This is a genomic window from Castellaniella sp., assembly GCF_049671645.1.
In the GTDB taxonomy this organism is placed as follows: Bacteria; Pseudomonadota; Gammaproteobacteria; order Burkholderiales; family Burkholderiaceae_B; genus Castellaniella.
Map to the genome: position 1 here is coordinate 224,168 of NZ_JBATVG010000015.1, position 24,219 is coordinate 248,386.

21 protein-coding genes are annotated in these 24,219 nt (G+C 65.5%); 1 reads left to right on the plus strand and 20 read right to left on the minus strand.

Annotation, left to right across the window (positions count from 1 at the left end):
* Window positions 1-49: 49 nt before the first annotated feature.
* The 15 genes from pdxJ to cyoA form a co-directional block, all read right to left on the minus strand.
* Entirely contained in the window at window positions 50-778 is a 729-nt protein-coding gene (pdxJ, locus tag WBG56_RS07390; protein ID WP_424266848.1) for a pyridoxine 5'-phosphate synthase, read from the minus strand.
* The gene (locus WBG56_RS07395; protein WP_424266782.1) at window positions 775-2,208 is read right to left on the minus strand and encodes an efflux transporter outer membrane subunit; all 1,434 of its coding nucleotides are present in this window, start codon (window positions 2,206-2,208) and stop codon (window positions 775-777) included. Before WBG56_RS07395 ends, pdxJ begins: the two co-directional genes overlap by 4 nt.
* Window positions 2,205-5,369 carry a multidrug efflux RND transporter permease subunit gene (locus tag WBG56_RS07400; RefSeq protein ID WP_424266784.1) on the minus strand — a complete coding sequence of 1,055 codons (3,165 nt, stop codon included), beginning with the start codon at window positions 5,367-5,369 and terminating at the stop codon, window positions 2,205-2,207. Before WBG56_RS07400 ends, WBG56_RS07395 begins: the two co-directional genes overlap by 4 nt.
* A 44-nt stretch (window positions 5,370-5,413) precedes the next feature.
* Window positions 5,414-6,679, minus strand: coding sequence for an efflux RND transporter periplasmic adaptor subunit (locus WBG56_RS07405; protein WP_424266786.1), 1,266 nt, complete (start codon window positions 6,677-6,679; stop codon window positions 5,414-5,416).
* A 158-nt stretch (window positions 6,680-6,837) separates the two neighbouring features.
* Window positions 6,838-7,386 carry a TetR/AcrR family transcriptional regulator gene (locus tag WBG56_RS07410; RefSeq protein WP_424266788.1) on the minus strand — a complete coding sequence of 183 codons (549 nt, stop codon included), beginning with the start codon at window positions 7,384-7,386 and terminating at the stop codon, window positions 6,838-6,840.
* Window positions 7,387-7,756: 370 nt separating this feature from the next.
* Complete coding sequence (locus WBG56_RS07415; protein ID WP_424266790.1) at window positions 7,757-8,551, minus strand: ABC transporter ATP-binding protein; 795 nt, start codon at window positions 8,549-8,551, stop codon at window positions 7,757-7,759.
* Between the two features lie 3 nt (window positions 8,552-8,554).
* Window positions 8,555-9,442, minus strand: coding sequence for an ABC transporter permease (locus WBG56_RS07420; protein ID WP_424266792.1), 888 nt, complete (start codon window positions 9,440-9,442; stop codon window positions 8,555-8,557).
* A 139-nt stretch (window positions 9,443-9,581) separates the two neighbouring features.
* The gene (locus WBG56_RS07425; protein WP_424266794.1) at window positions 9,582-10,550 is read right to left on the minus strand and encodes an ABC transporter substrate-binding protein; all 969 of its coding nucleotides are present in this window, start codon (window positions 10,548-10,550) and stop codon (window positions 9,582-9,584) included.
* Between the two features lie 300 nt (window positions 10,551-10,850).
* Window positions 10,851-11,414 carry a response regulator transcription factor gene (locus WBG56_RS07430; RefSeq protein WP_424266796.1) on the minus strand — a complete coding sequence of 188 codons (564 nt, stop codon included), beginning with the start codon at window positions 11,412-11,414 and terminating at the stop codon, window positions 10,851-10,853.
* Window positions 11,398-12,711, minus strand: a complete 1,314-nt coding sequence (locus WBG56_RS07435) for an ATP-binding protein (protein ID WP_424266798.1) — start codon at window positions 12,709-12,711, stop codon at window positions 11,398-11,400. The genes WBG56_RS07430 and WBG56_RS07435 overlap by 17 nt, the downstream gene beginning before the upstream one ends.
* Window positions 12,708-13,481: an SURF1 family protein gene (locus WBG56_RS07440; protein ID WP_424266800.1), complete on the minus strand. Its 774-nt coding sequence runs from the start codon at window positions 13,479-13,481 to the stop codon at window positions 12,708-12,710. Before WBG56_RS07440 ends, WBG56_RS07435 begins: the two co-directional genes overlap by 4 nt.
* 73 nt (window positions 13,482-13,554) lie before the next feature.
* Window positions 13,555-13,941 (minus strand): cytochrome o ubiquinol oxidase subunit IV, encoded by a 387-nt coding sequence (gene cyoD, locus WBG56_RS07445; protein ID WP_424266802.1) that lies wholly within the window; start codon window positions 13,939-13,941, stop codon window positions 13,555-13,557.
* A complete protein-coding gene (cyoC, locus tag WBG56_RS07450) occupies window positions 13,938-14,579 on the minus strand; it encodes a cytochrome o ubiquinol oxidase subunit III (RefSeq protein ID WP_424266804.1) in 642 nt (213 codons plus the stop codon). Before cyoC ends, cyoD begins: the two co-directional genes overlap by 4 nt.
* On the minus strand, window positions 14,572-16,563 hold the full coding sequence (gene cyoB, locus WBG56_RS07455) for a cytochrome o ubiquinol oxidase subunit I (protein WP_424266806.1): 1,992 nt from the start codon (window positions 16,561-16,563) through the stop codon (window positions 14,572-14,574). Before cyoB ends, cyoC begins: the two co-directional genes overlap by 8 nt.
* A 2-nt stretch (window positions 16,564-16,565) precedes the next feature.
* Complete coding sequence (gene cyoA, locus WBG56_RS07460; RefSeq protein ID WP_424266808.1) at window positions 16,566-17,474, minus strand: ubiquinol oxidase subunit II; 909 nt, start codon at window positions 17,472-17,474, stop codon at window positions 16,566-16,568.
* Between the two features lie 213 nt (window positions 17,475-17,687).
* Between cyoA and WBG56_RS07465 the strand changes: the two genes are divergently transcribed.
* Entirely contained in the window at window positions 17,688-19,037 is a 1,350-nt protein-coding gene (locus tag WBG56_RS07465; RefSeq protein ID WP_424266810.1) for an MFS transporter, read from the plus strand.
* Window positions 19,038-19,062: 25 nt separating this feature from the next.
* On the opposite strand, the gene WBG56_RS07470 is transcribed toward WBG56_RS07465, so the two are convergent.
* From WBG56_RS07470 to WBG56_RS07490, 5 genes are all read right to left on the minus strand, one after another.
* Window positions 19,063-19,731, minus strand: coding sequence for a phosphoribosylanthranilate isomerase (locus tag WBG56_RS07470; protein WP_424266812.1), 669 nt, complete (start codon window positions 19,729-19,731; stop codon window positions 19,063-19,065).
* Window positions 19,731-21,398, minus strand: coding sequence for a TRAP transporter large permease (locus tag WBG56_RS07475; protein ID WP_424266814.1), 1,668 nt, complete (start codon window positions 21,396-21,398; stop codon window positions 19,731-19,733). The genes WBG56_RS07470 and WBG56_RS07475 overlap by 1 nt, the downstream gene beginning before the upstream one ends.
* A 2-nt stretch (window positions 21,399-21,400) precedes the next feature.
* Complete coding sequence (locus WBG56_RS07480; protein WP_424266816.1) at window positions 21,401-22,015, minus strand: TRAP transporter small permease subunit; 615 nt, start codon at window positions 22,013-22,015, stop codon at window positions 21,401-21,403.
* Window positions 22,016-22,188: 173 nt separating this feature from the next.
* Window positions 22,189-23,010 (minus strand): tRNA pseudouridine(38-40) synthase TruA, encoded by an 822-nt coding sequence (gene truA / locus WBG56_RS07485; protein WP_424266818.1) that lies wholly within the window; start codon window positions 23,008-23,010, stop codon window positions 22,189-22,191.
* A 6-nt stretch (window positions 23,011-23,016) separates the two neighbouring features.
* Window positions 23,017-24,168: a FimV/HubP family polar landmark protein gene (locus WBG56_RS07490; RefSeq protein ID WP_424266820.1), complete on the minus strand. Its 1,152-nt coding sequence runs from the start codon at window positions 24,166-24,168 to the stop codon at window positions 23,017-23,019.
* Window positions 24,169-24,219: the final 51 nt, after the last annotated feature.

Below are 24,219 nucleotides of genomic sequence, written 5' to 3' on the forward strand. Positions count from 1 at the left end.
AATACAGGAAAGCCGCCGCCCGGACAGGCGGCGCCACCCGAACGGGATACTAGCGGCTGGCCGCCTGGGTGATCAGAGCCTTCATCTGCCGGATGGCAGGCTCCCAGCCGTCAAAGACGGCCTGCGCCACAATGGCATGACCGATGTTCAGTTCGCGAATGCCGGGCAAGGCGGCGATCGCCTGCACATTGTCATAGTGCAGGCCGTGGCCCGCATTGACTCGCAGGCCCTCGCCCACGCCCACGGCGATCGCTGCCCGCAGACGTTCCAGTTGCGCCGCGCGATGCGCCTCGTCCGGCGCATCGGCGAACGCGCCCGTATGCAGTTCGACCACCTGGGCGCCGGCCCGCACGGCAGCGGCGATCTGGTCGGCCTCGGGGTCGATGAACAGCGATACCCGGATGCCCGCGTCATGCAGGCGGGACACCGCCGCATGCACCTCGTCGAAGCGGCCCAGCACGTCCAGGCCGCCTTCGGTGGTCAATTCGCGACGATTTTCCGGCACCAGGCACACGTCCTGCGGCTGCAGCCGGCAGGCGATGTCCAGCATCTCAGGCGTGATGGCGCATTCCAGGTTCATGCGGGTGCGCAAGGCAGGACGGATCGCCCAGACGTCGGCATCCTGGATGTGCCGCCGGTCTTCCCGCAGATGCAGCGTGATCAGGTCGGCACCGGCGTCTTCGGCCCGCAGCGCCGCCTGCAGGGGATCCGGATAGCGTGTCAGCCGCTGCTGGCGCAGCGTGGCCACGTGATCGATATTGACACCCAGTTCCATCAGCCTTCCTTTGTCGGCAGATCCTCGGGGGACCACCCTCCGCCCAGCGCCTTGTAGAGTTCAACACGGTTGGCCAGCGCCGCAGCCCCCAACTGGATGAATTGCTGCTGCACACCGTATAAATTGACCTGCGCGGTCTGCACCTGCAGATAGCTGTCCACCCCGGTTTCATAGCGGATTTCCGCCAGCTTCAAGGTCCGCAGGGCCGACGACTCGGTATCGCGCACCGCATCGAGCTGGCGGCTGTAAGTCGCCTCGCCCGCCAGGCCGTCGGCGACTTCGCGAAAAGCGGTCTGGATGGTCTTTTCGTAGGTGGCTACGGCGATGTTGTCGCGCGCCTTGGCCAGATCCAGATTGCCCCTCACCCCGCCGGAAAACAGCGGCACCTGGATCTGCGGCGAAAACTGCCAGTAGCGCTGGCTGCCGCTGAACAGAGCCCCCAGCTCGGGGCTGGCAAAGCCCAGCAGTCCGGTCAGGGTGATCCGCGGGAAGAAGGCCGCCCGTGCCGCGCCGATCTGGGCATTGGCTGCTTTCAGACCGTTTTCGGCGCCGATGATGTCGGGTCGGCGTTCCAGCAATTGAGACGGCAGCCCGGCCGGGATGGCCTGCAGCAGTTGGCCGCTGCCGAACGCCAGCGGCGCCGGCAGGTCGGTGGGCACCGGCGCGCCCAGGATCAGCTGCAGGGCATTGGTCGCCTGGGCCATGGCGCGCTCGGCCGCCACCAGATCGGCCCGAACCGAATCCAGCTGGGACTGCGCCTGCGCCAGATCCAGGTCCGAGGCCACACCGACGTCAAAGCGCACCTTCACCAGATCCAGGGAACCCTGCCGCGCCTGCAGGGTCTTGTCCATCAGCTCATGCAGGGCCTGCGCGGTGCGCAGATTGAAATAGGATTCGGCGGTCTGCGCGATCAGCCCCAGCTGCACGGTGCGGCGGGCCTGCTCCGTGGACAGGAACTGCTGGTACGCGGCCTCGCTGAGATTGCGCACCCGTCCGAAGAAATCCAACTCGAAGGTCGTCATACCGACGCCGGCGACGAAGCTGCGATTGACCGCCGGACTGTTCGCGCCGCCATTGCGCATGTTCTCCGGCTGATGGGTCGCCTGTTCCGTGCCTTGCGCCCCGATCGTGGGCAGGCGGTCGCTCTGGGCGATGCCGAACTGGGCGCGTGCTTCCTCGACGCGTTCCACGGCAATGCGCAAATCGCGATTATTGTGCAGGGCCAATTCAATCAGCGCCTGCAGCCGGGGATCATGAAACACATCGCGCCAGGCGGGCAGCGCCGCCGGGCTGGCGGCATCCGCCGTCAGCGGGAATTGATCGGGCACCGGCGCCACCGGCCGGTGATACGCAGGGGCCAGGGAGCAGGCCCCCAGGGCCAGGCACAGGGCCGTCATGGCCCCCAGGCGGCTTTGTCGCATCCAGGACGTCATGTGCGGTCTCCGCTGGATTCTTCCGCCGCCGGAATGTGCGGCGCCTGGTGGCCCAGGAGTTTCGGTTTGGTCTTGAACAATTTCAGAATCACCACAAAGAAGGTCGGCACGAAAATCACGGCCAGCGGCGTGGCCGCCAGCATCCCGCCCAACACGCCCAGGCCCACGGCGTTCTGGCTGGCGGCGCCTGCGCCGCTGGCCAGCACCAGGGGCACCACACCCAGGATGAACGCGAAGGAAGTCATCAGGATAGGTCGGAAACGCAGGCGAGCGGCTTCGATGGCGGCTTCCTTCAGGCCCGCCCCGCTGGCGTAGAGGTCCTTGGCGAATTCGACGATCAGGATGGCGTTCTTCGCCGCCAGGCCGATCACGGTCACCATCCCGACCATGAAGTACACATCGTTGTCCTTGCCCATCAGGCTGCTGAGCAGCACGGCCCCCAGCATGCCCAGCGGCACGGCCAGCATCACCGACAGCGGGATGGCCCAGCTTTCATACAGGGCGGCCAGCACCATGAAGACCACCAGAATCGACAGACCCATCAGGATCGTGGACTGGCTGCCCGCCTGGATTTCCTGGTAGGACAGGCCGGTCCATTCGTAGCCCAGGCCTGGCGGCAGCTGGGTGATCAGGCGTTCCATTTCGGCCATGGCCTGGCCCGTGGAATGGCCCGGCGCCGCCGAACCGCCGATGCGGATGGATTCATAGCCGTTGTAGCGCACGACCTGAACCGGGCCCCGGGTCCATTCCAGGGACACGAACGAGGATAGCGGCACCATGTCGCCATTGGCGTTGCGGGCATTGAGCCGCAAGATGTCGTCCGGATTCATCCGGGCGCTCTGATCCGCCTGGACCCAGACGTTCTGCACCCAGCCCTGGTTGGTGAACTTGCCGATGTAGGACGAGCCGATCGCCGTGGAAATCAGCTGGGCCGCTTCGGAGAAATCCACGCCCAGGGCGGCCGCCTTGGCCCGGTCGATGTTCACCTTCAGCTGCGGCCCGGCGCCCAGCCCCGTGACGCGTGTGCCGCTCAGGATGGGGCTTTGCGAGGCCAGCTGCAGCAGTTGCTGAGTGGCTTTTTCCAGGGCATCGCTGCCCACGCCGCTGCGGTCTTCCAGGCGCAGGTCGAACCCGGAAGCATTGCCCAGAGAGGAAATGGCGGGCGGCGTGATGGAAATCACCATGGAATCCGGCAGCCCGAACAGCAGCTTGCCCATGGCGGTGCCGGAAATCGCCTGCGCCGAATCGCCCGGCCCCTTGCGCTCCGAGAAGTCCTTCAGAGGCACGAAGGCGATGGCCGCGTTCAGGCCGTTGCCGTTGAAGCTGAAACCCTGGACGGCGATGATGTTGGCCACCTGCGGCAGGGCCATGAAGTATTTTTCGACCTTGTCGATGACTTCCAGCGTGCGGTTGGACGAGGAACCCGAGGGCAGTTCGATGTTGGCGATCACGTAGCCCTGGTCCTCTTCAGGCAGGAACGACGTGGGCAGGCGCAGGAACATCCAGCCCAGCACGCCCACCAGCACAGCGAACACCAGCATCATGCGCACGGCGCGCTTCAGGCTGCGGGTGACCCAGTGGGTATAGCCCTGCGTGGTGCGCTCGAAACCGCGGTTGAACCAGCCGAAGAAACCGCCCTTGGTGGCGTGGTGCCCCTTGGGGACGGGCTTGAGCAGGGTGGCGCACAGCGCCGGCGTGAAGCTGAGCGCCAGCAGCGCCGAGAACAGGATGGACACCGCCATGGCCACGGAGAACTGGCGGTAGATCACCCCCACGGATCCGGACATGAAGGCCAGCGGCAGAAACACCGTGGTCAGCACCAGCGTGATCCCGACGATGGCGCCGCTGATCTGCGGCATGGCTTTTTTCGTGGCTTCTTTGGGCGGCAGGCCCTCTTCCGCCATGATGCGCTCGACGTTCTCCACCACCACGATGGCATCGTCCACCAGGATCCCAATGGCCAGCACCATGGCGAACATGGTCAGCACATTGATGGAGAACCCCAGGGCCAGCATCACGGTGAAGGCCCCCATCATCGCCACCGGCACCACCAGCGCCGGGATCAGCGTGTAGCGCACGTTCTGCAGGAACACGAACATCACCACGAACACCAGCACCATGGCCTCCAGCAGGGTGTGGACCACCTGCTCGATGGAGAGATTGATGTAGGGCGAAGTGTCGTACGGAATCTGGTAGGTGATGTTGTCCGGGAAGAACTTGGACAGCTCGGCCATCTTGGCCTTGGCCAGCTTGGCCGTTTCCAGGGCGTTGGCCGTGGGCGTCAGCGACAGCGCGAAGGCCGCCGTCGCCTTGCCGTTCAGGCGGGCGCCGAACTGATAGTTGTCCGAGCCCAGTTCGACCCGGGCGACGTCGCGGATGCGCACCGAGGAGCCGTCCGGATTGGCCCGCAGCACGATGTTGCCGAACTCTTCCGGCGTGGTGAGCTGACCGTTGACGATCAGGGGCGCCACCGTGCGCTGCGATTCGGGGTTCGGGGGCGACCCCAGCTGACCGCCGGAAATCACCAGGTTCTGGGATGCCAGGGCGCTGTTGACCTGGGACATGCTCAGGCCATAGCCGACCAGTTTTTGCGGATCGACCCAGATGCGCATGGCGCGGCTGGCGGCGAAGAGCTGGAACTGGCCCACGCCCTTGATCCGCGACATCGGGTTCTGGATGTTGCGCGTGATGTAGTCGGCCAGGGCGTACTGGTCGACGGAGCCATCCTTGGACGACAAGGTGACCACCATCAGGAAGCCGGAGCTCGACTGGGTGACTTTCAGGCCCTGCTGCGTCACGGCCGCGGGCAGTTTGGCCGTGGCGTTGGACAGGCGGTTCTGGACGTCCACCTGGGCCAGGTCGGCGTTCGTGCCCGGAGCGAAGGTCACGGTGACCTGAGCCTGCCCGTTGGAATCGCTGACGGACTCGTAATACAGCAGGCCCTTGGCGCCGTTCAGCTCGTTTTCGATGACGCTGGCCACGCTGGTGGAGACCTCGGACGCAGAGGCGCCCGGGTAGGTGGCGCTGATGGTCACCGTGGGCGGAGCGACGTCGGGATACTGCGACACCGCCATATTGGGAATGGCCAGGATGCCGGCCAGCGCGATGGCCAGCGCGACTACCCAGGCGAAGATCGGCCGTTCAATGAAAAACTGTGGCATGAGAGCTCGCGTGAAAACCGGATAAAAGGCGGTCGGACCGGCGATCAGCCGGCCTTGGCCTGGGAAGCTGCATCAGCGGCGGGTTTTTGATCCGGGGAAGCGCCCCCGGACGGGCCGGCGGCCGGCGCCGGCGCGCCGGGCTGCGCCCCGGATTTTGCATCCGCCGGCTGTTTCCAGGGCATGGGCTGCACCGGCGCCCCCGGACGGATCTTCTGGAAGCCTTCGACGACGACCTGGTCGCCCGCCTGGACGCCGTCATATACGATATAGCCATGACCGGAGCGCGGCCCGACCTGCACCGGCGTGAACACGGCCTTGCCGTCTTTCACCGTCACGATGGTGCTGTTGCCGTCGGCCGTGCGCTGAACGGCTTGTTCCGGCACCACCAGCGCCTTGGGGTCGACCCCCTGGGCCAGGCGCACCCGGACATAGAGACCAGGCAGCAGAATCTGTTCCGGATTGGGGAACAAGGCCCGCAGATTGACCTGGCCGGTGCCGGGATCGACGGCTACCCCCGAAAAGAGCAGCTTGCCTTCGTGGCGGTAGACGCTGTCGTTGTCCAGCAGGACTTCCGCCCGGGTATTGCCCTGCGCATCCGGCTTCACCACGCCATCGGCGATCTGGCGCCGCAAGGCGGAAATCTGCGCCACCGGCTGGGTAATGTCGACGTAGACCTGATCCAGGCGATGAACCGTGGCCAGCTGGGTGGCCGAGGACGCGCTGACCAGCGCCCCGACCGTCACCAGCGACTTGCCGATCTGCCCATCGATGGGCGAGGTCACCCGGGTATAGCCCAGATCGATGTTCGCGGATTCCAGGGTGGCCTTGGCGGCGGCGACGGTAGCCTCGGTCTGGCGGGCCTGGGCCACGGCATTGTCGTAATCCTGCTGACTGACCGCATGCTGCTGGATCAGTTTGCCAAAGCGCTGCGCCTGCAGTTTGGCGGTCGTCGCCGCCGCCTGGGCATTCTTCAACTGGGCCGCGGCCTGATCCCGGGCGGCCTGGTAGGGCGCCGGGTCGATGGTGAACAGCAACTGCCCTGCCTTGACGCGGCTACCCTGCTCGAACTCGATGCCTTGAACGATGCCCGTGACCCGCGCGCGGATTTCCGCGTCCTCGATGGCCTGGACGCGGCCGGGGAGTTCGGTGTTGACGACGGCCTCTTGAGGCTGCAGCTCGACTACGCTGACGGGGACCTTCATGCCCTGCATGTCCTGTTGGGGTTTGTCGCCGCAGGCGGCCAATGTCAGCAGCAGCGCCAGCGCCAGGGGCCGCAGTGTCCGACCAGCGGGCAGTTGCAGAAAGGCCATAAGAAAACTCCCGAATTGGTTATTTTTGGGTAGAAGAGAAAATGTGGGATCAATCCGATCGGGTCGCTTGCCGCAAGACAGCATCGCGCCGCGACAAAGCAATCCAAAAGTATAAGAGGAAACCCCAGGAGCCAGAAGGAAAATCTGACGCCTGGGAGTCACATGACATCCCCTGCGAAGCGGTCCACCAGAATGCCGATCCGTTTCACCAGCACATCCAGCGGGGGCCGATCAACGAACAGGCCTTCCAGGGACAGCAGGAAAACCCGGGCGATATCCGCATCGCCCAGCACCTGGGCGACGGGTTCCAGCGTGCCCTCGCGGTGCTTCCAGGCGACCTTGGGCCGCAGGCGCTCGTAGACATCCTGGAATTCGCCGGCCATCGGAGCCGACGCCCATTCCGACCAGGAGTCCAGCGCCAGACGCTGGCAGACGCGCTGCAGGCGTGCGCGACGGGTTCCGGCCTGCCGGGCGGCCTGGTTCGCGGATTGGACGCGAGACAGTATCCAGTCGTCAAAGACCTGGATGAAGATGTCTTCCTTGTCCTTGAACATGCGGTACAGCAGCGTGCGGGAGATGACCGCGCGGCGCGCGATGTCTTCCAGGCTGGTGCGGGCAAAACCGAAATTCAGGAAGCACCAGCGCGCCGCATCCAGAATGCGGGTGCGACGCTCAGCCAGGAATTCCGGAGTCAGTTTTTGCGACATCCGGCTATTTTGACAAAAACAGTACTTTTTGTCAAAGAAAATATCCCCCACCTCGTCGCTTGCAAGCGGCTCGGATTCGACAGGCATGAAAGGGTCATCAATGACCCGGTCTCAAGCCGTCGCAGCTCCCCCACCTCGCCGCTTGCAAGCGGCTCGGATTCGACAGGCATGAAAGGGTCATCAATGACCCGATCTCAAGCCGTCGCAGCCCCCCCACCTCGCCACTTGCAAGCGGCTCGGATTCGACAGGCATGAAAGGGTCATCAATGACCCGGTCTCAAGCCGTCGCAGCTCCCCCACCTCGCCGCTTGCAAGCGGCTCGGATTCGACAGACATGAAAGGGTCATCAATGACCCTTTCATGTCCAGTCTCATCCCAACAGCAAGGTGTCGTCGGAGAGTTCTTCGCCGCGCACCCGTTCGAACATGACCAGGAGGTCGGGGACCTCCAGGCCGCGGCGGGTGTCGCCCGATACATCCAGCACGACACGGCCCTGGTGCAGCATGACCGTGCGGTCGCCCACGTCCAGCGCCTGGCGCATGCTGTGCGTGACCATCATCGTGGTCAGGCCGTGTTCGGCCACGATGCGGGCCGTGAGGTCCAGCACGAACTGCGCCGTGCGCGGGTCCAGCGCGGCGGTGTGCTCGTCCAGCAGCAGGATACGCGAAGGCCGCAGCGCCGCCATCAGCAGACTGACCGCCTGGCGCTGCCCTCCCGACAACAGGCCGATGCGATCGGTCAGGCGGTTTTCCAGCCCCAGGCCCAGCATCGCCAGGCGTTCCCGGAACAACACGCGCATTTCCTCGCGCACCGCCTGGCGCAGGCTGCGGAACTGCCCCCGGCCCAAAGCCAGGGACATGTTTTCCTCGATCGTCAGGTTTTCGCAGGTGCCCGCCATCGGGTCCTGGAAGACACGGGCGACCTTGCGTGCCCGGTCCCAGACCGGCTGGCGGGTCACGTCTTCGCCATCGATCAGGATGACGCCGCTATCGATGGTCTGTTCGCCCGAAATGGCATTCAGGAAGGTGGACTTCCCCGCCCCATTGGAACCAATGACCGTGACGAACTGGCCCGCCGGAATTTCCAGGGACATCCCGCGCAGCGCCTGGGTTTCGATAGGAGTGCCGGGGTTGAAGGTCAGGTGCAGGTTCTGTGCGCTCAACATGGCTCATGCCCTCTTTTTCGACAGGCGCTGTTTGACCAGCGGGATGACCAGCGCCACCGTCACCAGCACGGCGGTGACCAGATTCAGGTCCTGAGCCTTCAGGCCGATGAAATCGGCATTCAGCGCCAACGCGATGAAAAACCGGTACAGCACGGCGCCGATCACCACCGCCAGTGTCGCCACCACCAGGCGGCGGGTCGGCAGGATGGATTCCCCGATAATGACGGCCGCCAGGCCGATGACGATGGTGCCGATGCCCATGGAGATGTCCGCGCCGCCCTGCGATTGGGCGAACAACGCCCCTGCCAGGCCGCACAGGGCATTGGAAATCGCCATGCCCAGCAGGATCATGCGCCCGGTATGAATGCCCTGGGCGCGGGCCATGCGCGGGTTGGACCCGGTCGAGCGCATGGCCAGGCCCACCTGCGTGGCGAAGAACCAGTCCAGCAACAATTTGACGGCCACCACCAGCGCCAGCAGGATCAGCGGGCGGGCGATGAAGTCCTCGACCCCGTCCGGCTGCAGCATGGTGAAGACGGTGGGATCGGTGATCAGCGGCACGTTGGGCGCATCCATGACGCGCAGATTGATCGAATACAAGGCGATCATCATCAGGATGCTGGCCAGCAGATCCATGATCTTGAGACTGACGTTCAACCACCCTGTGATCATGCCCGCGAACCCGGCTGCCAAAGTTGCAATCAGCGTCGCCAGGAAAGGATCCATGCCGTGGTGAATCAGGATGGCCGCCGTCGCCCCGCCCAGGGGAAAACTGCCGTCCACAGTCAGATCGGGGAAATTGAGGACGCGAAACGAAATCAGGACGCCCAGGGCGACCAGACCGAAGATCAATCCGATCTCGAAGGCGCCCCACATCGAATAAATAGACATGGAATTCTCTGAAAAACCGGCTGGATGAGTCAGGACATAACGCAGTCCCTGCGGACGGCACTATGCCTGACGAATCCGAACCGCTTGCAAGCGGTGAGGTGGACAGCCCGATGCGCCGGCGACGGGGGCCTGTGGAAGATTATTTGATGATTTGCGCGGCGGACTTGATGAAGGCGTCGGACAGTGTCACGCCCTGTTTCTGAGCCGCGCCGGGATTGACGAACAACTGCTGTTTGACGCTGGTCTCCGAGGCGATGTCGCCCGGCTTCTCGCCCTTGAGGATGCGCACCACGACAGCGCCGGTCTGCAGGCCCAGATCGTGATAATTGACGCCCAGGGCGGCGATGGCGCCACGCTTCACGCTGTCGGTATCCGCGGCGATCAGGGGGATCTTGGCCGAGTTGCCGACCTTGACCAGGGATTCATAGGCCGACACCACGTTGTTGTCGGTATTGGTATAGATCACGTCGACCTTGCCCACCAGGCTGCGGGCGGCGGCGCCCACGTCCACCGTGCGGGCCGCCGTGGCTTCCACGAGGCTCATGCCCGATTTGGGCAGCAATTCACGCATCTGCTTGACCACGACGACCGAATTGGCCTCGCCCGGGTTGTAGACCATGCCGACCTTTTTGGCATTGGGCACGACTTTCTTGATCAGCTCGATCTGCTTGTCCATCGACAAGGCATCGGACACCCCGGTGACGTTGGTGCCCGACGGGCCCCAGCCGGGCACCAGTTGGGCCGCGACCGGATCCGTCACAGCCGAATAAACGACCGGAATGGTTTTGGTGGCCGCGACCACCGCCTGAGCGGAGGGTGTGGCGATGGCCACGATCACGTCGGGCTTGTCGCCCACGTATTTGCGAGCGATCTGGGCGGCAATGGCCGTATTGCCCTGCGCCGTCTGGAATTGCCATTTCAGTCCCTTGGCCTCGGTGTAGCCGGCCTTGGTCAGGGCTTCACGCACGCCGTCCTTGACGGAATCCAGGGCGGGATGCTCGACGATGGACGTCACGGCCACGGATTGCGCCAGGGCTGGCGCGGTTGCCAGCGCGCCCAGCACGGCGGCGGCGCCCGCGAGCGAGCGAAGGACGGGATGCAGATTCATGAAGAAGCTCCTTTGAATGGGGGCGATGCCGGATCGTGTCCGGATCGAGCAATGCGGCGTCCAGTCTACCCGCCGACATCAATCTTTTCTGCAAGGGATATCCCTGCGGCGGCAATGATTGTAGCTTGGACACGAAATCATGGGATAGAAGAGGCATTGAATGCCAAGAAATATAAAAATTAGGAAATTATCATCCAAAAAATTGCAAACACCCTGCCTCAGCGCCCTCAAAGCTCCGCTCCATCCGACGATTGATACCATAGGGCCGGCACGCGGGGCGAGGGCCGGTTCAACGGTTTCTCAACGGACCCGACGTTTTTCCAGCTTGCGCGCCAGGGTGCGGCGGTGCATGCCCAGCCGGCGGGCCGTCTCCGAGATATTGAAATTGGTCGCCGCCAGCACCTCATGGATGCGTTCCCATTCGAGCGTCTTGATCGACGCCTGGCGCGGCGCCAGGGCGGCCTCGACATCGCCCTCGGTCCGGGCGAAGGCGCGTTCGATGTCGTCCGTGTTCGAGGGCTTGGCCAGGTAATGGCAGGCGCCGAGCTTGACCGCCTCGACGGCGGTGGCGATGCTGGCGAAGCCGGTCAGCACCACAATCAGCATCCCGGGCGTGTGCGCGTGCAACCTGCGCACGCAGGCCAGGCCCGAGGCCTCGCCCTGCAGTTTCAGGTCCACGACGGCATAGCCGGGCATGTGACCCTGCGCGAGCAGCTCTTCGACGGATTCCAGGCTGTCGGCGCGCAGCACGCGGTAGTCGCGGCGCTCGAACGAGCGCGCCAGGGAATGCGACAGCGATTCATCATCCTCGACCACGAGCAGCAGTCGCCGCGCATCGGCGCCTGTGTCATTCGGCGGGTTCATCGGCATCCTCCGGCGTCAGGGCGGACAAGGGAAAGCGGATCGTGACGCAGGCGCCGCCTTCGGGCAGGTTGCTCGCGCTCAGGGTGCCGCTCAGGGATCGGGCCACCTGGTGCGACAGGAACAGGCCCAGCCCCCTGCCCGGCTGCCCCTTGGTGGACCGGTAGGGTCTGCCCAGCGAATGCAGGACATCCTGGACGAAGCCGGGCCCCTGGTCGCGGACCTCCAGCGTGAGTTGACCGTTGTCCAGGGCGGCGGTGAGCCGCTGCAAAGTGGGCGAGGCCTCCAGGGCGTTGTTCAGGACATTGAACACCATCTGCCGCAGGCCCTGGTCGGCGATCACCACCGCATCGGTGTCGATCCGGCGGCTGTAACGCAGACGGGCCGCCGGGTGCGCCTGCCGCCATTGCGTCACCAGCCCGTCGAGGAAAGTAATCACGGTGGTGCGCGTCAGCGCCTCGCCGCGCACTTCGCCGGCCGACATCAGAATGCCGCTCAGGATGGTCTTGCAGCGCTGCACCTGCGCCTGCATATCCCGCACGTCCTGCCTCAGCTCGGGGTCGGCGGTCACTGCGGGCGCGTGCGCCCAGTCGCCCAGGATCACGTCCAGGGTCGCCAGAGGCGTGCCCAGTTCGTGGGCCGCGCCCGATGCCAGCAGGCCCATGTGGACGATGTGTTCTTCTTCGGAGGCGCGTTGGCGCAGCGCCGCCAGGCGCGCGTCGCGCGTGCGCACGTTGTGGGTGATCCGAGTGATGAAGGCCGCCAGCAGGGCGGCATTCAGGGCGAAGCAGACCAGCATCCCCAGCACGAAGGGGCTGTCCAGTCCGCCGCCCAGATCCAGCGGCAGGGTGTAGCCGTGATGGCGGGTCAATACCAGTCCGGCGAACGCGGCCGAGGTCGCGCCCGCCATCAGCCAGGTCGTGCGCCGCCGCAGCAGGACGGCGGCCAGCGCCACCTGCAAGAGGTAGAGGAAGATGAACGGGTTGGTGGCGCCGCCGCTCAGGTAGAGCTGGGCGGTCAGCGCCATGACGTCGACGAGCAGCGCCAGGAACAGTTCGATCTGACTCACGGGCAGGTGCCACTTCAGGCGCAGCTGGCTGAAGCAGTTGTAGATGATCAGCAGAACCACCACCAGCGCCATGTCGAACAGCGGCAGCGCCAGAGAGAATCCATCCACGGCCACGACGATGGCCAGCACCTGGCCCAGCACCGCGATCCAGCGCAACTGGACCAGCAGGCGCAGGTTCTGCCGGCCCGCCACGTGCGAGCCATCCGGCAACTCCGGCCGGCGCCCGGTCATGTCGCCCCCTGGGCGCGACGACGGCGCCACTCCTGGCGGGCGCCGTAGGCCATGGCTGCCGCCGTCATGGCCGCCAGGGCGTACCAGGTGAGCGCATAGCTGAGATGTTCGTCGCGGAAATGCACGATCGTCAGACCGGGCACGGGCCACCGGACGGGCTGCGTGGCGTCGTCATCGGCGGCGGCGTCCGCCGACTGGTCGATGAAATACGGCGCGACGGACGGCAGGCTCAGGGACCCGGCCATGGCGGACACGTCGCGGGAATACCAGCGGCCCTCGGCCGGCGCATTGCTTCGCAGGAAGCCGCCGCCCGGCTGCGACAGACGCAACAGGCCTTCGATCCGGACCGGACCGGTTGGCCGGACCGCGCCCCGGCGGGCGGGATCCCGATGCGCGGCGTCGACGAAACCGCGATTGACGAAGACGATGCTGCCGTCGTCGCGCCGCAGGGGCGTCATGACCCAGAAGCCCGCGCCCAGGCGGGTATTGGCCTGGACCAGAATCTCGCGATCCAGCAGGACGCCCCGCACCGCGACCCGGCGGTACTCGTCGCGGTCGGCCCTCAGGCCGGCCCAGGCATCCGGCCCGGGCGCGGAAACGGGCGGCGCGCGCAGCAGGCCGTCCACCCGGGAGATGAGCGCGTGCTTCCAATGCATCCGATGAACCTGCCAAGTGCCCAGCGCGACGAAACCGCCCAGCGCCGCAGCCAGGAGGACGGTCCAGAGGACGAGCCATCCCGTGGGCAGCGGGCGTGAGGGGCGTTGGGACACGGTGGGCGAAAGGAAGTGGAACCGGAGGACGACGGGCGCGACAGGCCGGGGCGGGGCCGCGTCCGCGCGGGACCTACATCGACGGCATGTCGTGCAGGTGCCCCGGCATCATGTTGACGTTCAGATGGTACATCACCCACAACGACCCCGCCAAAGCAATGGCGACGATGATGACGGTGAAGATCAGCGCCAGAAGAGTCCAGCCGCCCTCGGAGCGGGAGTTCATGTGCAGGAAGTACACCATATGCACGACCATCTGCACGGCGCCGATCAGCAGGATCGCCAGCGCAGTGGCGCCGGACCCCTCCAGGACGCCGTCCATGACCAGCCAGAACGGGATCACGGTCAGGATCACCGACAGGACGAAGCCCGTCATGTAGCCCCGGAACGTGCTGGGCGCGTGGCCGCCCTCTCCGACGTGGGCCGCGTCATGCCCCGGCGCGATGTGGTCCTTGCTCATGGCAGCACTCCCATCAGATAGACAAAGGTGAAGACGCCGATCCAGACTACGTCCAGGAAGTGCCAGAACATCGACAGGCACATCAGGCGGCGGCGGTTCTCGGGGATCAGGCCATGGCGGCCGAGCTGGAACAGCAGCGTGACGAGCCACACGATCCCGAAGGTCACGTGCAGGCCGTGGGTGCCGACCAGCGTGAAGAAGGACGAAAGAAAGGCGCTGCGCCACGGGCCGGCGCCAAGCTCGATCAGCTGGTGGAATTCGTGCAATTCCAGCCCCAGGAACGCCAACCCGAACAGGCCGGTCACGATCAGCCAGGCCAGCGTCCCGCGCAGCCGGCCGCGCTGCGATTCCAGCATGGCGAAGCCGTAGGTGATCGACGAGAACAGCAGCATGGCCGTATTCACCGCCACCAGCGGCAGATCGAAAAGATCCGCGCCCGTCGGACCGCCGGCGTACGCCCTGCCCTGCACGCCGTACACGGCGAACAGGCAGGCGAAGATCAGGCAGTCGCTCATCAGGTAGATCCAGAAACCGAGCAGCGTGCCGTTTTCCGGATGATGCGGTTCCCGCACGAGGAAGTCGGGAGCGGCGGCCGGGCCGCCGGCCGATTGGGGATGCAGGATATGGGTATCAGACATGGCGGGCCAACTGCAGAGTGCGGGCTTCCTCCGCGCGCGTCACGTCCGAGGCCAGGACGTGGGTGTCGCGGTGGTAGTTGAAGGTATGGCGGATGGCGGCGGCGATCAGGGCCGCGAAGGACGCGATCACCAGCGCCCACATGTGCCAGATCAGGGCAAAGCCGAGGACGGAGCTCAGCACGGCCAGCGTGAAGCCTGCGGCGGTGTTCTTCGGCATGTGGATGTCGACAAAGCCGCTCTCGGGCCGGCGATAGCCCGCCTGCTTCATGTGCCACCAGGCATCGCGCTCATGGATGCACGGCGTGAAGGCGAAGTTGTAGTCCGGCGGCGGCGACGAGGTGGACCATTCCAATGTGCGGCCGTCCCAGGGATCGCCCGTGTGGTCGCGCAATGCCTCGCGGTCGCGCCAGCTGACGTAGATCTGCACCAGGAAGAAGGCGATGCCCAGCGCGATCAGGAAGGCGCCGACCGCGGCGACCTGGAACCAGATCTGCAGCGAGGGATCCTCGAAATGACTCAGGCGGCGGGTGACGCCCATCAGGCCCAGGATATAGAGCGGCATGAAAGCGACCCAGAATCCCACGACCCAGCACCAGAACGACCATTTGCCCCAGAACACGTTCAGGCGGAAGCCGAAGGCCTTCGGGAACCAGTAGTTGATCGCGGCGAACAGGCCGAACACCACCCCGCCGATGATGACGTTGTGGAAGTGCGCGATCAGGAACAGGCTGTTGTGCAGCACGAAGTCGGCCGGCGGCACGGCCAGCAGCACGCCCGTCATGCCGCCGATCACGAAGGTGATCATGAAGGCCACCGTCCACATCATGGGCAGCTCGAAGCGGATGCGGCCCCGGTACATGGTGAACAGCCAGTTGAAGATCTTCGCCCCCGTGGGGATCGAGATGATCATCGTCGTGATGCCGAAGAAGGAGTTCACGCTGGCGCCCGAGCCCATGGTGAAGAAGTGGTGCAGCCAGACCAGATAGGACAGCACCGTGATCACGATGGTCGCATACACCATGGAGGTATAGCCGAACAGGCGCTTGCCGCAGTACGTGGAGGTGATCTCGGAGAACACGCCGAACAGCGGCAGAATCAGGATGTAGACCTCAGGGTGGCCCCAGATCCAGATCAGGTTCACGTACATCATCGGATTGCCGCCCAGATCGTTGGTGAAAAACTGGGTGCCCAGGTACCGGTCCATGCCCAGCAGCGCGAGCGTGGCCGTCAGCACCGGGAAGGTGATGATGATGAGGATATTGGTGCACAGCGCGGTCCAGGTGAAGACCGGCATCTTCATGAGCTTCATGCCCGGCGCGCGCATCTTGATGATGGTGACCGCCAGATTGATCCCCGACAGCAGCGTGCCCACCCCGGCGACCTGCAGAGCCCAGATGTAGTAGTCCACCCCCACGTCGGGACTGAACGCCAGGCCCGAGAGCGGCGGATAGGCCAGCCAGCCGGTGCGGGCGAACTCGCCCACGAACAGCGACATCATCACCAGGATGGCGCCGCCGGTGGTCATCCAGAAGCTGAAGTTGTTCAGGAACGGAAAGGCCACGTCGCGCGCGCCGATCTGCAGCGGCACGATGTAGTTCATCAGGCCGGTGATGAACGGCATGGCCACGAAGAAGATCATGATCACGCCGTGCGCGGTGAAGATCTGGTCGTAATGGTGCGGCGGCAGGTAGCCCAGCGCGTCGCCGAAGGACACCGCCTGCTGCAGGCGCATCATGGCCGCGTCGGCGAAGCCGCGCAGCAGCATCACCACGCCCAGCACCATGTACATGATGCCGATCTTCTTGTGATCGATGCTGACGACCCAGTCGCGCCACAGGGGTCCCCACAGACGGTAGCGGGTCATCAGGGCCAGGACGGCCAGCCCGATCACGGCCACGCCGGCAAAGGTGGCCACCAGGATCGGCTCGTGGTAGGGAATGGCTTCCAGGCTGAGCCGGCCCAGGATCCAGGTTCGCAAATCCATCTTTACTTCTCCATAGGCTGCATGAGCTCGCTCATGCAGGTCGAACCGGGCCGCACGCAGCGATTCAGGATCAGGCGGTACAGGTCGGGATCGACGGCCGCCCAGCGGCGCACCGGGTCGTTCTCGCTGGGCCGCTCAAGATTCAGGTAGCCCGCGCGGTCCAGGACGCCGCCGGCGGCGCGGTTCTTTTCCACCCACGCATCGAAGCCGGCCTGGTCCAGGCCATGGAAGCGGAAATGCATGCCGGAAAAGCCGGCGCCGCTGTAGTTCGCCGACATGCCCTCGTATTCCCCGGGGGCGTTGATCACCGCGTGCAGCATGGTCTGCATGCCCGGCATCGCGTAGATCTGGCCGGCCAGGGCGGGAATGAAGAAGGAATTCATCACCGAAGAAGCCGTGATCTTGAAGCGGATCGGCCGGTCTACCGGCGCGGCCAGCTCATTGACGGTGGCGAAGCCATATTCCGGATAGATGAACAACCACTTCCAGTCCAGCGCCACGACCTCGACGGTGAGCGGCTCGACATGGGCGGCCAGGGGCTTGTCCGCCGAGATCCGGCTCAGCGGACGGTAGGGATCGAGCAGGTGGGTGCTGACCCAGGTGACGCTGCCCAGCGCGATGATGATCAGCAGCGGCACCGACCAGATCACCAGTTCCAGACGGGTGGAATGATCCCAATCGGCGTCATAGCGCGCCTTGCGGTTGGTCGCCCGGTAGCGCCAGGCGAACAGGATCGTGGCGACGATCACCGGCAGGATGACGATCAGCATCAGGCCGGTCGCCGTGTAGATCAGGTTGCGCTGCTGCAACGCCACGTCGCCCGACGGGTTCAGCAGCACGGCATCGCAGCCGCTCAGCAGCAGGGCCGAGCCGGCGCCCAGCAGTATTTTCAGGATCTTGTCGTGCCTCATTGCCGTATGTGCCGATTCCAGGTGTATTCAAGCGAAGGCCATTACTATAGATTTGAAAAGTCGAGGTGAAAATTGGACATTTTGACTCATGCCCCTTCGGATGACAGGGGTACTTCGGGTAATGTCCAATGGCGAACCCTGCCGTCGGCATGGGATTCTACGAGCGGAGCCGCCTGCGCGCGGGCGGCTCGTATCGCAGACCAGGAGGACCCGATGACCGCACATATCCTCAATACCCGTTCGCCCGGACCGCGCGCCCGGGACGACGACCAGGCCAGAACCGCCCGCCACGCCGAGGGCCACCCGTCCGTCTCCCCGGGCGACATCGCCGTCGGCGTGATCATTGGCCGCACGTCGGAATACTTCGATTTCTTCACCTACGGAATCGCGTCGGTGATCGTGTTTCCCCAGGTGTTCTTTCCGTTCGCGGATCCCCTCACCGGCACGCTGTACGCCTTTGCCGTCTTCGCCCTGGCATTTGTCGCCCGACCCTTCGGCACGACGCTCTTCATGCACGTGCAGAAGCACTGGGGCCGGGGGGTGAAACTGACGGCGGCGCTGTTCCTGCTGGGCACGGCCACGGCGGGCATCGCCTTCCTGCCCGCGCACGACACCCTGGGCGCGCACGCCATCGTCCTGCTGGCGCTCTTGCGCTGCCTGCAAGGCGTCGCCTGGGGCGGCTCCTGGGACGGCCTGCCCTCTTTGCTGGCCCTGAACGCGCCCGCCCGGCAACGCGGCTGGTACGCCATGCTCGGGCAACTGTCGGCGCCCTTCGGTTTCCTGGTGGCCGGCGCCCTGTTCCTGTACCTGTACACCCGCCTGGAACCCGCGGACTTCCTCGGCTGGGGCTGGCGATTCCCGTTCTTCGTGGCCTTCGCCATCAACGTCGTAGGCCTGTTCGCCCGCCTGCGGCTGGTGATGGACAATGACTTCTCGAGCCTGCTGGAAGAACGCGAACTGCGCCCGATCGGCACGCGGGAAATGGTCCGCACCCAGGGGCGGCACATCGTCACAGGCGCCTTCGCCTCGTTGGCCAGCTACGCCCTGTTCCACCTGGTCACGCTGTTTCCGCTGTCCTGGCTGGTGCTGCGGCACCAAAGGACCGTATCCCAAGTGCTGATGATCGAGCTCGTGGGCGCTGCCGTCGCCCTGGGGGCCATGCTGTATTCCGGATATCTGGCCAATCGCATCGGCCGGCGCCATACGCTGGGCCTGGTCGCCGCGCTGATCGGCGTGTTCGCTCTAGCCTCGCCCTGGCTGCTGGGCGGCGGCGCGGCAAGCCAGGACGCCTTCATCCTGATCGGCTTCGCCCTGCTGGGCCTGTCCTATGGCCAGTCCTCGGGCACCGCCACGGCCAACTTCCTGCCGGCCTGCCGCTACACGGGCGCCGCCTTGACCGCCGATCTGGCCTGGCTGGTAGGCGCGGCCTTCGCGCCGCTGGTCGCCCTGGGCGTCTCGGACCGCTACGGCCTGGGCGGAATCAGCCTGTACCTGCTGTCGGGCGCAATCTGTACCCTGGCGGCCCTGGCCGTCAACCGCTCGGCCCGGCGCGCCGCCACCTGACGCCGGGCCGCGCAGGACGGACGATTCAGGCCATGCGCGCGGCGTCGGCGGCGCTCACCGCGCGCATGAAGGCCTCGATTCTGGCGACGTCCTTGAGCCCGGGCGCGGTTTCCACCCCGCTGCTGACATCCACCGCGAAGGGGTGCCAGCGGGCAATATCATGGCCGACCGTCCCGGCCGTCAGCCCGCCGGACAGCACCAGGGCAGGCGCATCATCGCCGCGCGGCACCTGCGACAGCAAATCGGCATCGAGGCGCTGGCCGCTGCCGCCATACGCAGGGCTGTAGCTGTCGAACAGCCAGCCGCTGGCGTCGTCATAGGCCTGGCAGGCCGCGCCCAGGGCGGCCGCCGTATCCAGGCCGGGAGCGCCGACACGAAAGGCCTTCAGGTAACGGGCGCCGAACTGCCGGCAGAAATCGGCGGATTCATCGCCATGAAACTGCAGGAGATCGGGCCGCACGGCGTCCAGCACCCGGCGGACGTCGTCCGCCGGCGGGTTGACGAACAGGGCCACCACGGAGACGAAGGCCGGCGCCTGAGCCCGCAGCTCGGCCGCCTGCGCCAGGGTCACGCACCGCCGGCTGGCGGGATAGAACACCAGGCCGATGGCATCCGCCCCGGCCCGCACCGCCGCCCGCGCATCGGCCGGGCGAGTCAGGCCGCAGATCTTGACGCGCGTGCGGTCCGACGACATCACTGGAAGCCTCCGCCCGCGTCACCGGACCCATAGGTATCCTGGCCATAGGCGCTGTCCTGGCCAAAGGTCACGGAATCCGGATTGATCGTTGGCGCCGCGCTCTTGTAATGCGTGACCATCCCCGGGAAGCTGAGCACCGCGATCACCATCAGGACCTGGATGACGATGAAAGGAATCGAACCCCAGTAGATCTGCGCCGTCGTGACCTTGCGGATCAGCTTGCCGGTCACCCGGTCGTGATAGTCCTCCTTCGGGGCCACCGAACGCAGATAGAACAGCGCGAAGCCGAAAGGCGGATGCACGAAGGACGTTTGCATATTGACGGCCAGCAGCACGCCGAACCAGATCAGATCGATGCCCATCTTGTCGGCCACCGGCCCCAGCAGCGGCACGATGATGAAGGCCAGCTCGAAGAAATCCAGGAAGAACGCCAGGAAGAAGGTGATCAGGCTGACCACGATCAGGAAGCCCAGTTCCCCGCCCGGGACATGCAGCAGCAGTTGTTCGACCCAGATGTCGCCGTTGATGCCCCGGAAGCTGAGACTGAAGATCGTCGAACCCACCAGGATGAAAATGACGAAACACGTCAGCCGGGCCGTGCTTTCCATGGCCTGGCGCAACTGCGACATGGAAAACCGCCTGCGCGACACCGCCATGATCAAGGCCCCGACGGCCCCCATGGCGCCGCCTTCTGTGGGCGTGGCCACCCCGATGAAAATCGTGCCCAGCACCAGGAAGATCAGGGCCAGCGGCGGAATCATGACGAACACGACCTGTTCCGCCAGGGACGAGAGCCAGCCCAGGCGCAGCAGTTTGTTGCCCAAGGCCATCGCCAGCGCGGCCACCCCCCAGATCAGCAGGATGATGACGACCCGCTCGTCCACGGGAATGTCGGCATGGGAACGAAAATAATACTGGGACCCCCAATGCGCCACAGCGGCGGCGATCACCGTCAGGACCACCAGGGAGCGCAGGCCTCGGCGGCCGCGCGCGTCCACTTCGCCCCGGGCCTCCGGCGGCAGCGCCGGGGCATAGCTGGGCCGGAGAAAAGCCACGACAAACACATACACCATGTAGGCGCCCGCCAGCAGCAGGCCCGGCAGCATGGCCCCCCGGTACATGTCGCCGATGGAGCGGCCCAGCTGATCGGCCAGCACGATCAGCACCAGGGACGGCGGAATGATCTGCGACAAGGTGCCCGAGGCGGCGATCACGCCCGCGGCCAGGCGCCGGTCGTAGCCGTAGCGCAGCATGATGGGAAGGGAAATCAGCCCCATGGAAATCACCGAGGCCGAGACCACCCCCGTGGTCGCCGCCAGCAGGGCGCCGACGAAGACCACCGCGATCGCCAGGCCCCCGCGCAGCGGACCGAACAGTCGGCCCACAGTGTCCAGAAGGTCCTCAGCCATGCCTGACCGTTCGAGGATCAGGCCCATGAAGGTGAAAAACGGCACGGCCAGCAAGGAATCATTGCTCACGATGCCGAAGATCCGCTGGGGCAAGGCCTGGAACAGCAGCGGACTCATCAGGTTCAGATCAATGGCCACCAGACCATACACCACGCCGGTCGCCGCCAGGGAAAAGGCCACCGGAAAGCCGAACAGCAGGAATACGATCAGGTTGAAAAACATGATCGGGGCGAGATTATTGACTAGAAACTCCATGATCAACGTCCCCGCGCCGATTCAACTGACTGGCCGGCCTGCTGCTGGGCCAGGATATCCTCGACGAGGGCTTCCTCGTCGCTCTTGCCGCTGGACACCTGCATGGGATTGGCGCACCGGCCTCGCAAGAACCCGATGCATTTGATCAGATGCGACAGCCCCGCCAGGACCAGCAGGGCGAAACCCACCGGAATGAGCAGCTTGGCCGGCCAGCGGATCAGGCCTTCCGTGTTCGAGGACAGTTCGTGCGTGATGTAGGATTCCCAGAAAAACGGGATCGACAACCACAGCACAAGACAGGCCGCCGGCATGAGAAAAAACACAACGCCGAAGATCTCGATACCGACCTGGGCGCGTTCAGGAAGCTTCTGCGACAGCACATCCACCCGGACATGTTCATTGCGCAAGAAGGTATAACCGGCCGCAAGCAGGAAGATCGCGCCGAACAGATACCACTGCAATTCCAGCCAGGCGTTGGAACTGAGGCTGAAGAGCTTGCGCATCACGGCGTTGCCCGCGCTGATCACAGCCACGATCAGGACCAGCCAGGTCACCGCGCGGCCCACCCACGTGTTCAGGGCGTCTATCCACCCCGCCATTCTTAGAAGAATTCTCATTGGTCGCCCACAGAACACAAAACCACCCGGTCGCCCGACAGTGGAATATCCGTGCCAGGCCGGCCCGATGACTGGATCCGAGCGCCTGACACACGTTGCAAAGTGTTCAATTCTATCCGATGGGATGGGGCGTCCACCATGGTAATGACCCGAAAAAGACAGGAAGTCGGCGGTTACAAACACCGAGCCTGCGGCAGCAGGCCCACATGATGCAGCAAGGCATCGGCGGGAGCCCGGATGGGGAGATGCGGCGCCTGGGGATACGCCACATGCGCGAGATACAGGCCATCGGGCATGAAGGTCGGCGCGGCCAGGCGGCGATCTCTTGCCGCCAGCAGATCGCCCGCCCATGCGGGCGGCTGTCGGCCACGCCCGATCATCAGCAAAGTGCCCATGAGATTGCGCACCATATGATGCAAAAACGCATTGGCGCGGAATTCAAAAATCAGGAAATCCCCCCGGCGCTCGATATCCAGGGTCTGCAAGGTGCGCACCGGGCTGGCCGCCTGGCATTCGGCGGACCGGAAGGCGCTGAAATCATGTTCGCCCACCAATATCCCGGCGGCTTCCCGCATGGCCTGGTCGTCCAGAGGGTCATGCACCCAGCCGATGCGGCCGTGCAGGATGGGGGAGCGCACCGGAGCGCTGCGCAAGACGTAGAAATACGTACGGACCCGGGCATCGAAGCGGGCATGGAAATCCGCAGCGACGGGCTGCGCCCATTGCACCGACACGCTGGCCGGCAAATGCGCATTCACCCCTCGCACCCAGGACTCATCGCGCCGGACGGCGTCGGTGTCCAGATGCACGACCTGCTGCAAGGCATGGACGCCGGTGTCCGTGCGGCCGGCGCAGATGGTGGCGACCGAGGGCACGTCCAGGAAGGCGGACAAGGCGGCTTCCAGGACATCCTGCACCGTGCGCCCCCCCGGCTGGGTCTGCCAGCCATGCCAGCCCGAGCCGTCGTAGCTGACCCCCAGTGCGATCCGAGACACCTGCCCCTACGCTTTGGAGGAAGGCTGAGCCGTGTCCTGAGGCGGCAAGTCCAGGTCGACGCCCTGCAGCTTTTCGCGCACCATGGCTTCGGTGATCTGCGGGCTTTCGTCCGCGTCGTCACGAGTGGCATTGGCACGCCGCAGCAGCCAGGCAATGATGAAGACGATCACGGCCAGCAACGCCGTCATCACCCCGAGCAAATGATCTTGAATCCAGGACACCCTGTGTTCAGCCTGTTTGGAAGGTTTCAGTTCAGCGGCCTCGGTGGCGGAGGGCGCCTGGGGAGTCAGGGCCGAGGTCAGATCGGCGGCGCCGGGCTTGGCGCCCGCCGCGCCCTGGGCGAGCCCGCCGACAGCCGCCGAAGCGGCAGCATCGCCCTGGGGCGACGACGATGATCCGTTCCCCTGGGCCGCGCCGCCAGCCTGGGCCCCGGAAGCGCCGGAGGCCGCTGCAGCATCGGAGGACGGATGGGCCGCGGCTTGCGCCGCGCCGTTCCCCGCCGTGGAATCGGCAGCCGTTTCGCCAGAAGATCCGGCCTGGGCGGCCGCTTCGTGGCTGGCCTCGCTGATGGCGGAGGCGATCTGCTGGATGGACTGGCCAATCGCCTGGGCGCCCTGAGCAGCCGCCGCGCGGGCGGCCTTGCCCTGTGATTGCAGGGCCTCATTCAGGTGCTGGACATTGTCCTGCAACTGCCCGACCCGGGATTCGGCGTCCTGCAAGGCATGGCCCTGGGCCGTGCGGGCATCCGCAGCATCGGACTTCCCGCCTTGGGAAAGCTGGACGCGGTCCCCCGCCCCCGCGTCCGCCTGCGATGAAGGGGCGGCGGACGCGGCCGAGACCGTGCCGCTGGAAGCCTGCCCCGTCACGCCGGGAGCGGCGGCGGCCTGCCGCCCCCGCAAGAGGGCGAATGCGGCCGTCTGGGCCTGGAACTGCCGGCGCGCCTCGGCGTCGGAGACCGACAGCATGTCGTCCACCGAAGGCACTGCCAGCGAGGCCCCTGCCCGCACGAGATTGATGTTGCTGTGGATGAATGCCTGCGGATTGGCGCGCTGCAGGGCCATCATCAACTGATAGATCGATACGCCATCCACCGCATGCCGGCGGGCGATGCCGAACATGGTGTCGCCCGAGCGCACGGCGATGGCGCCTGCCGGCATGCGCCGGACGCTGGATGGCGCGGCCGCCGCCCGTCAGGTAGAACCCCCAGG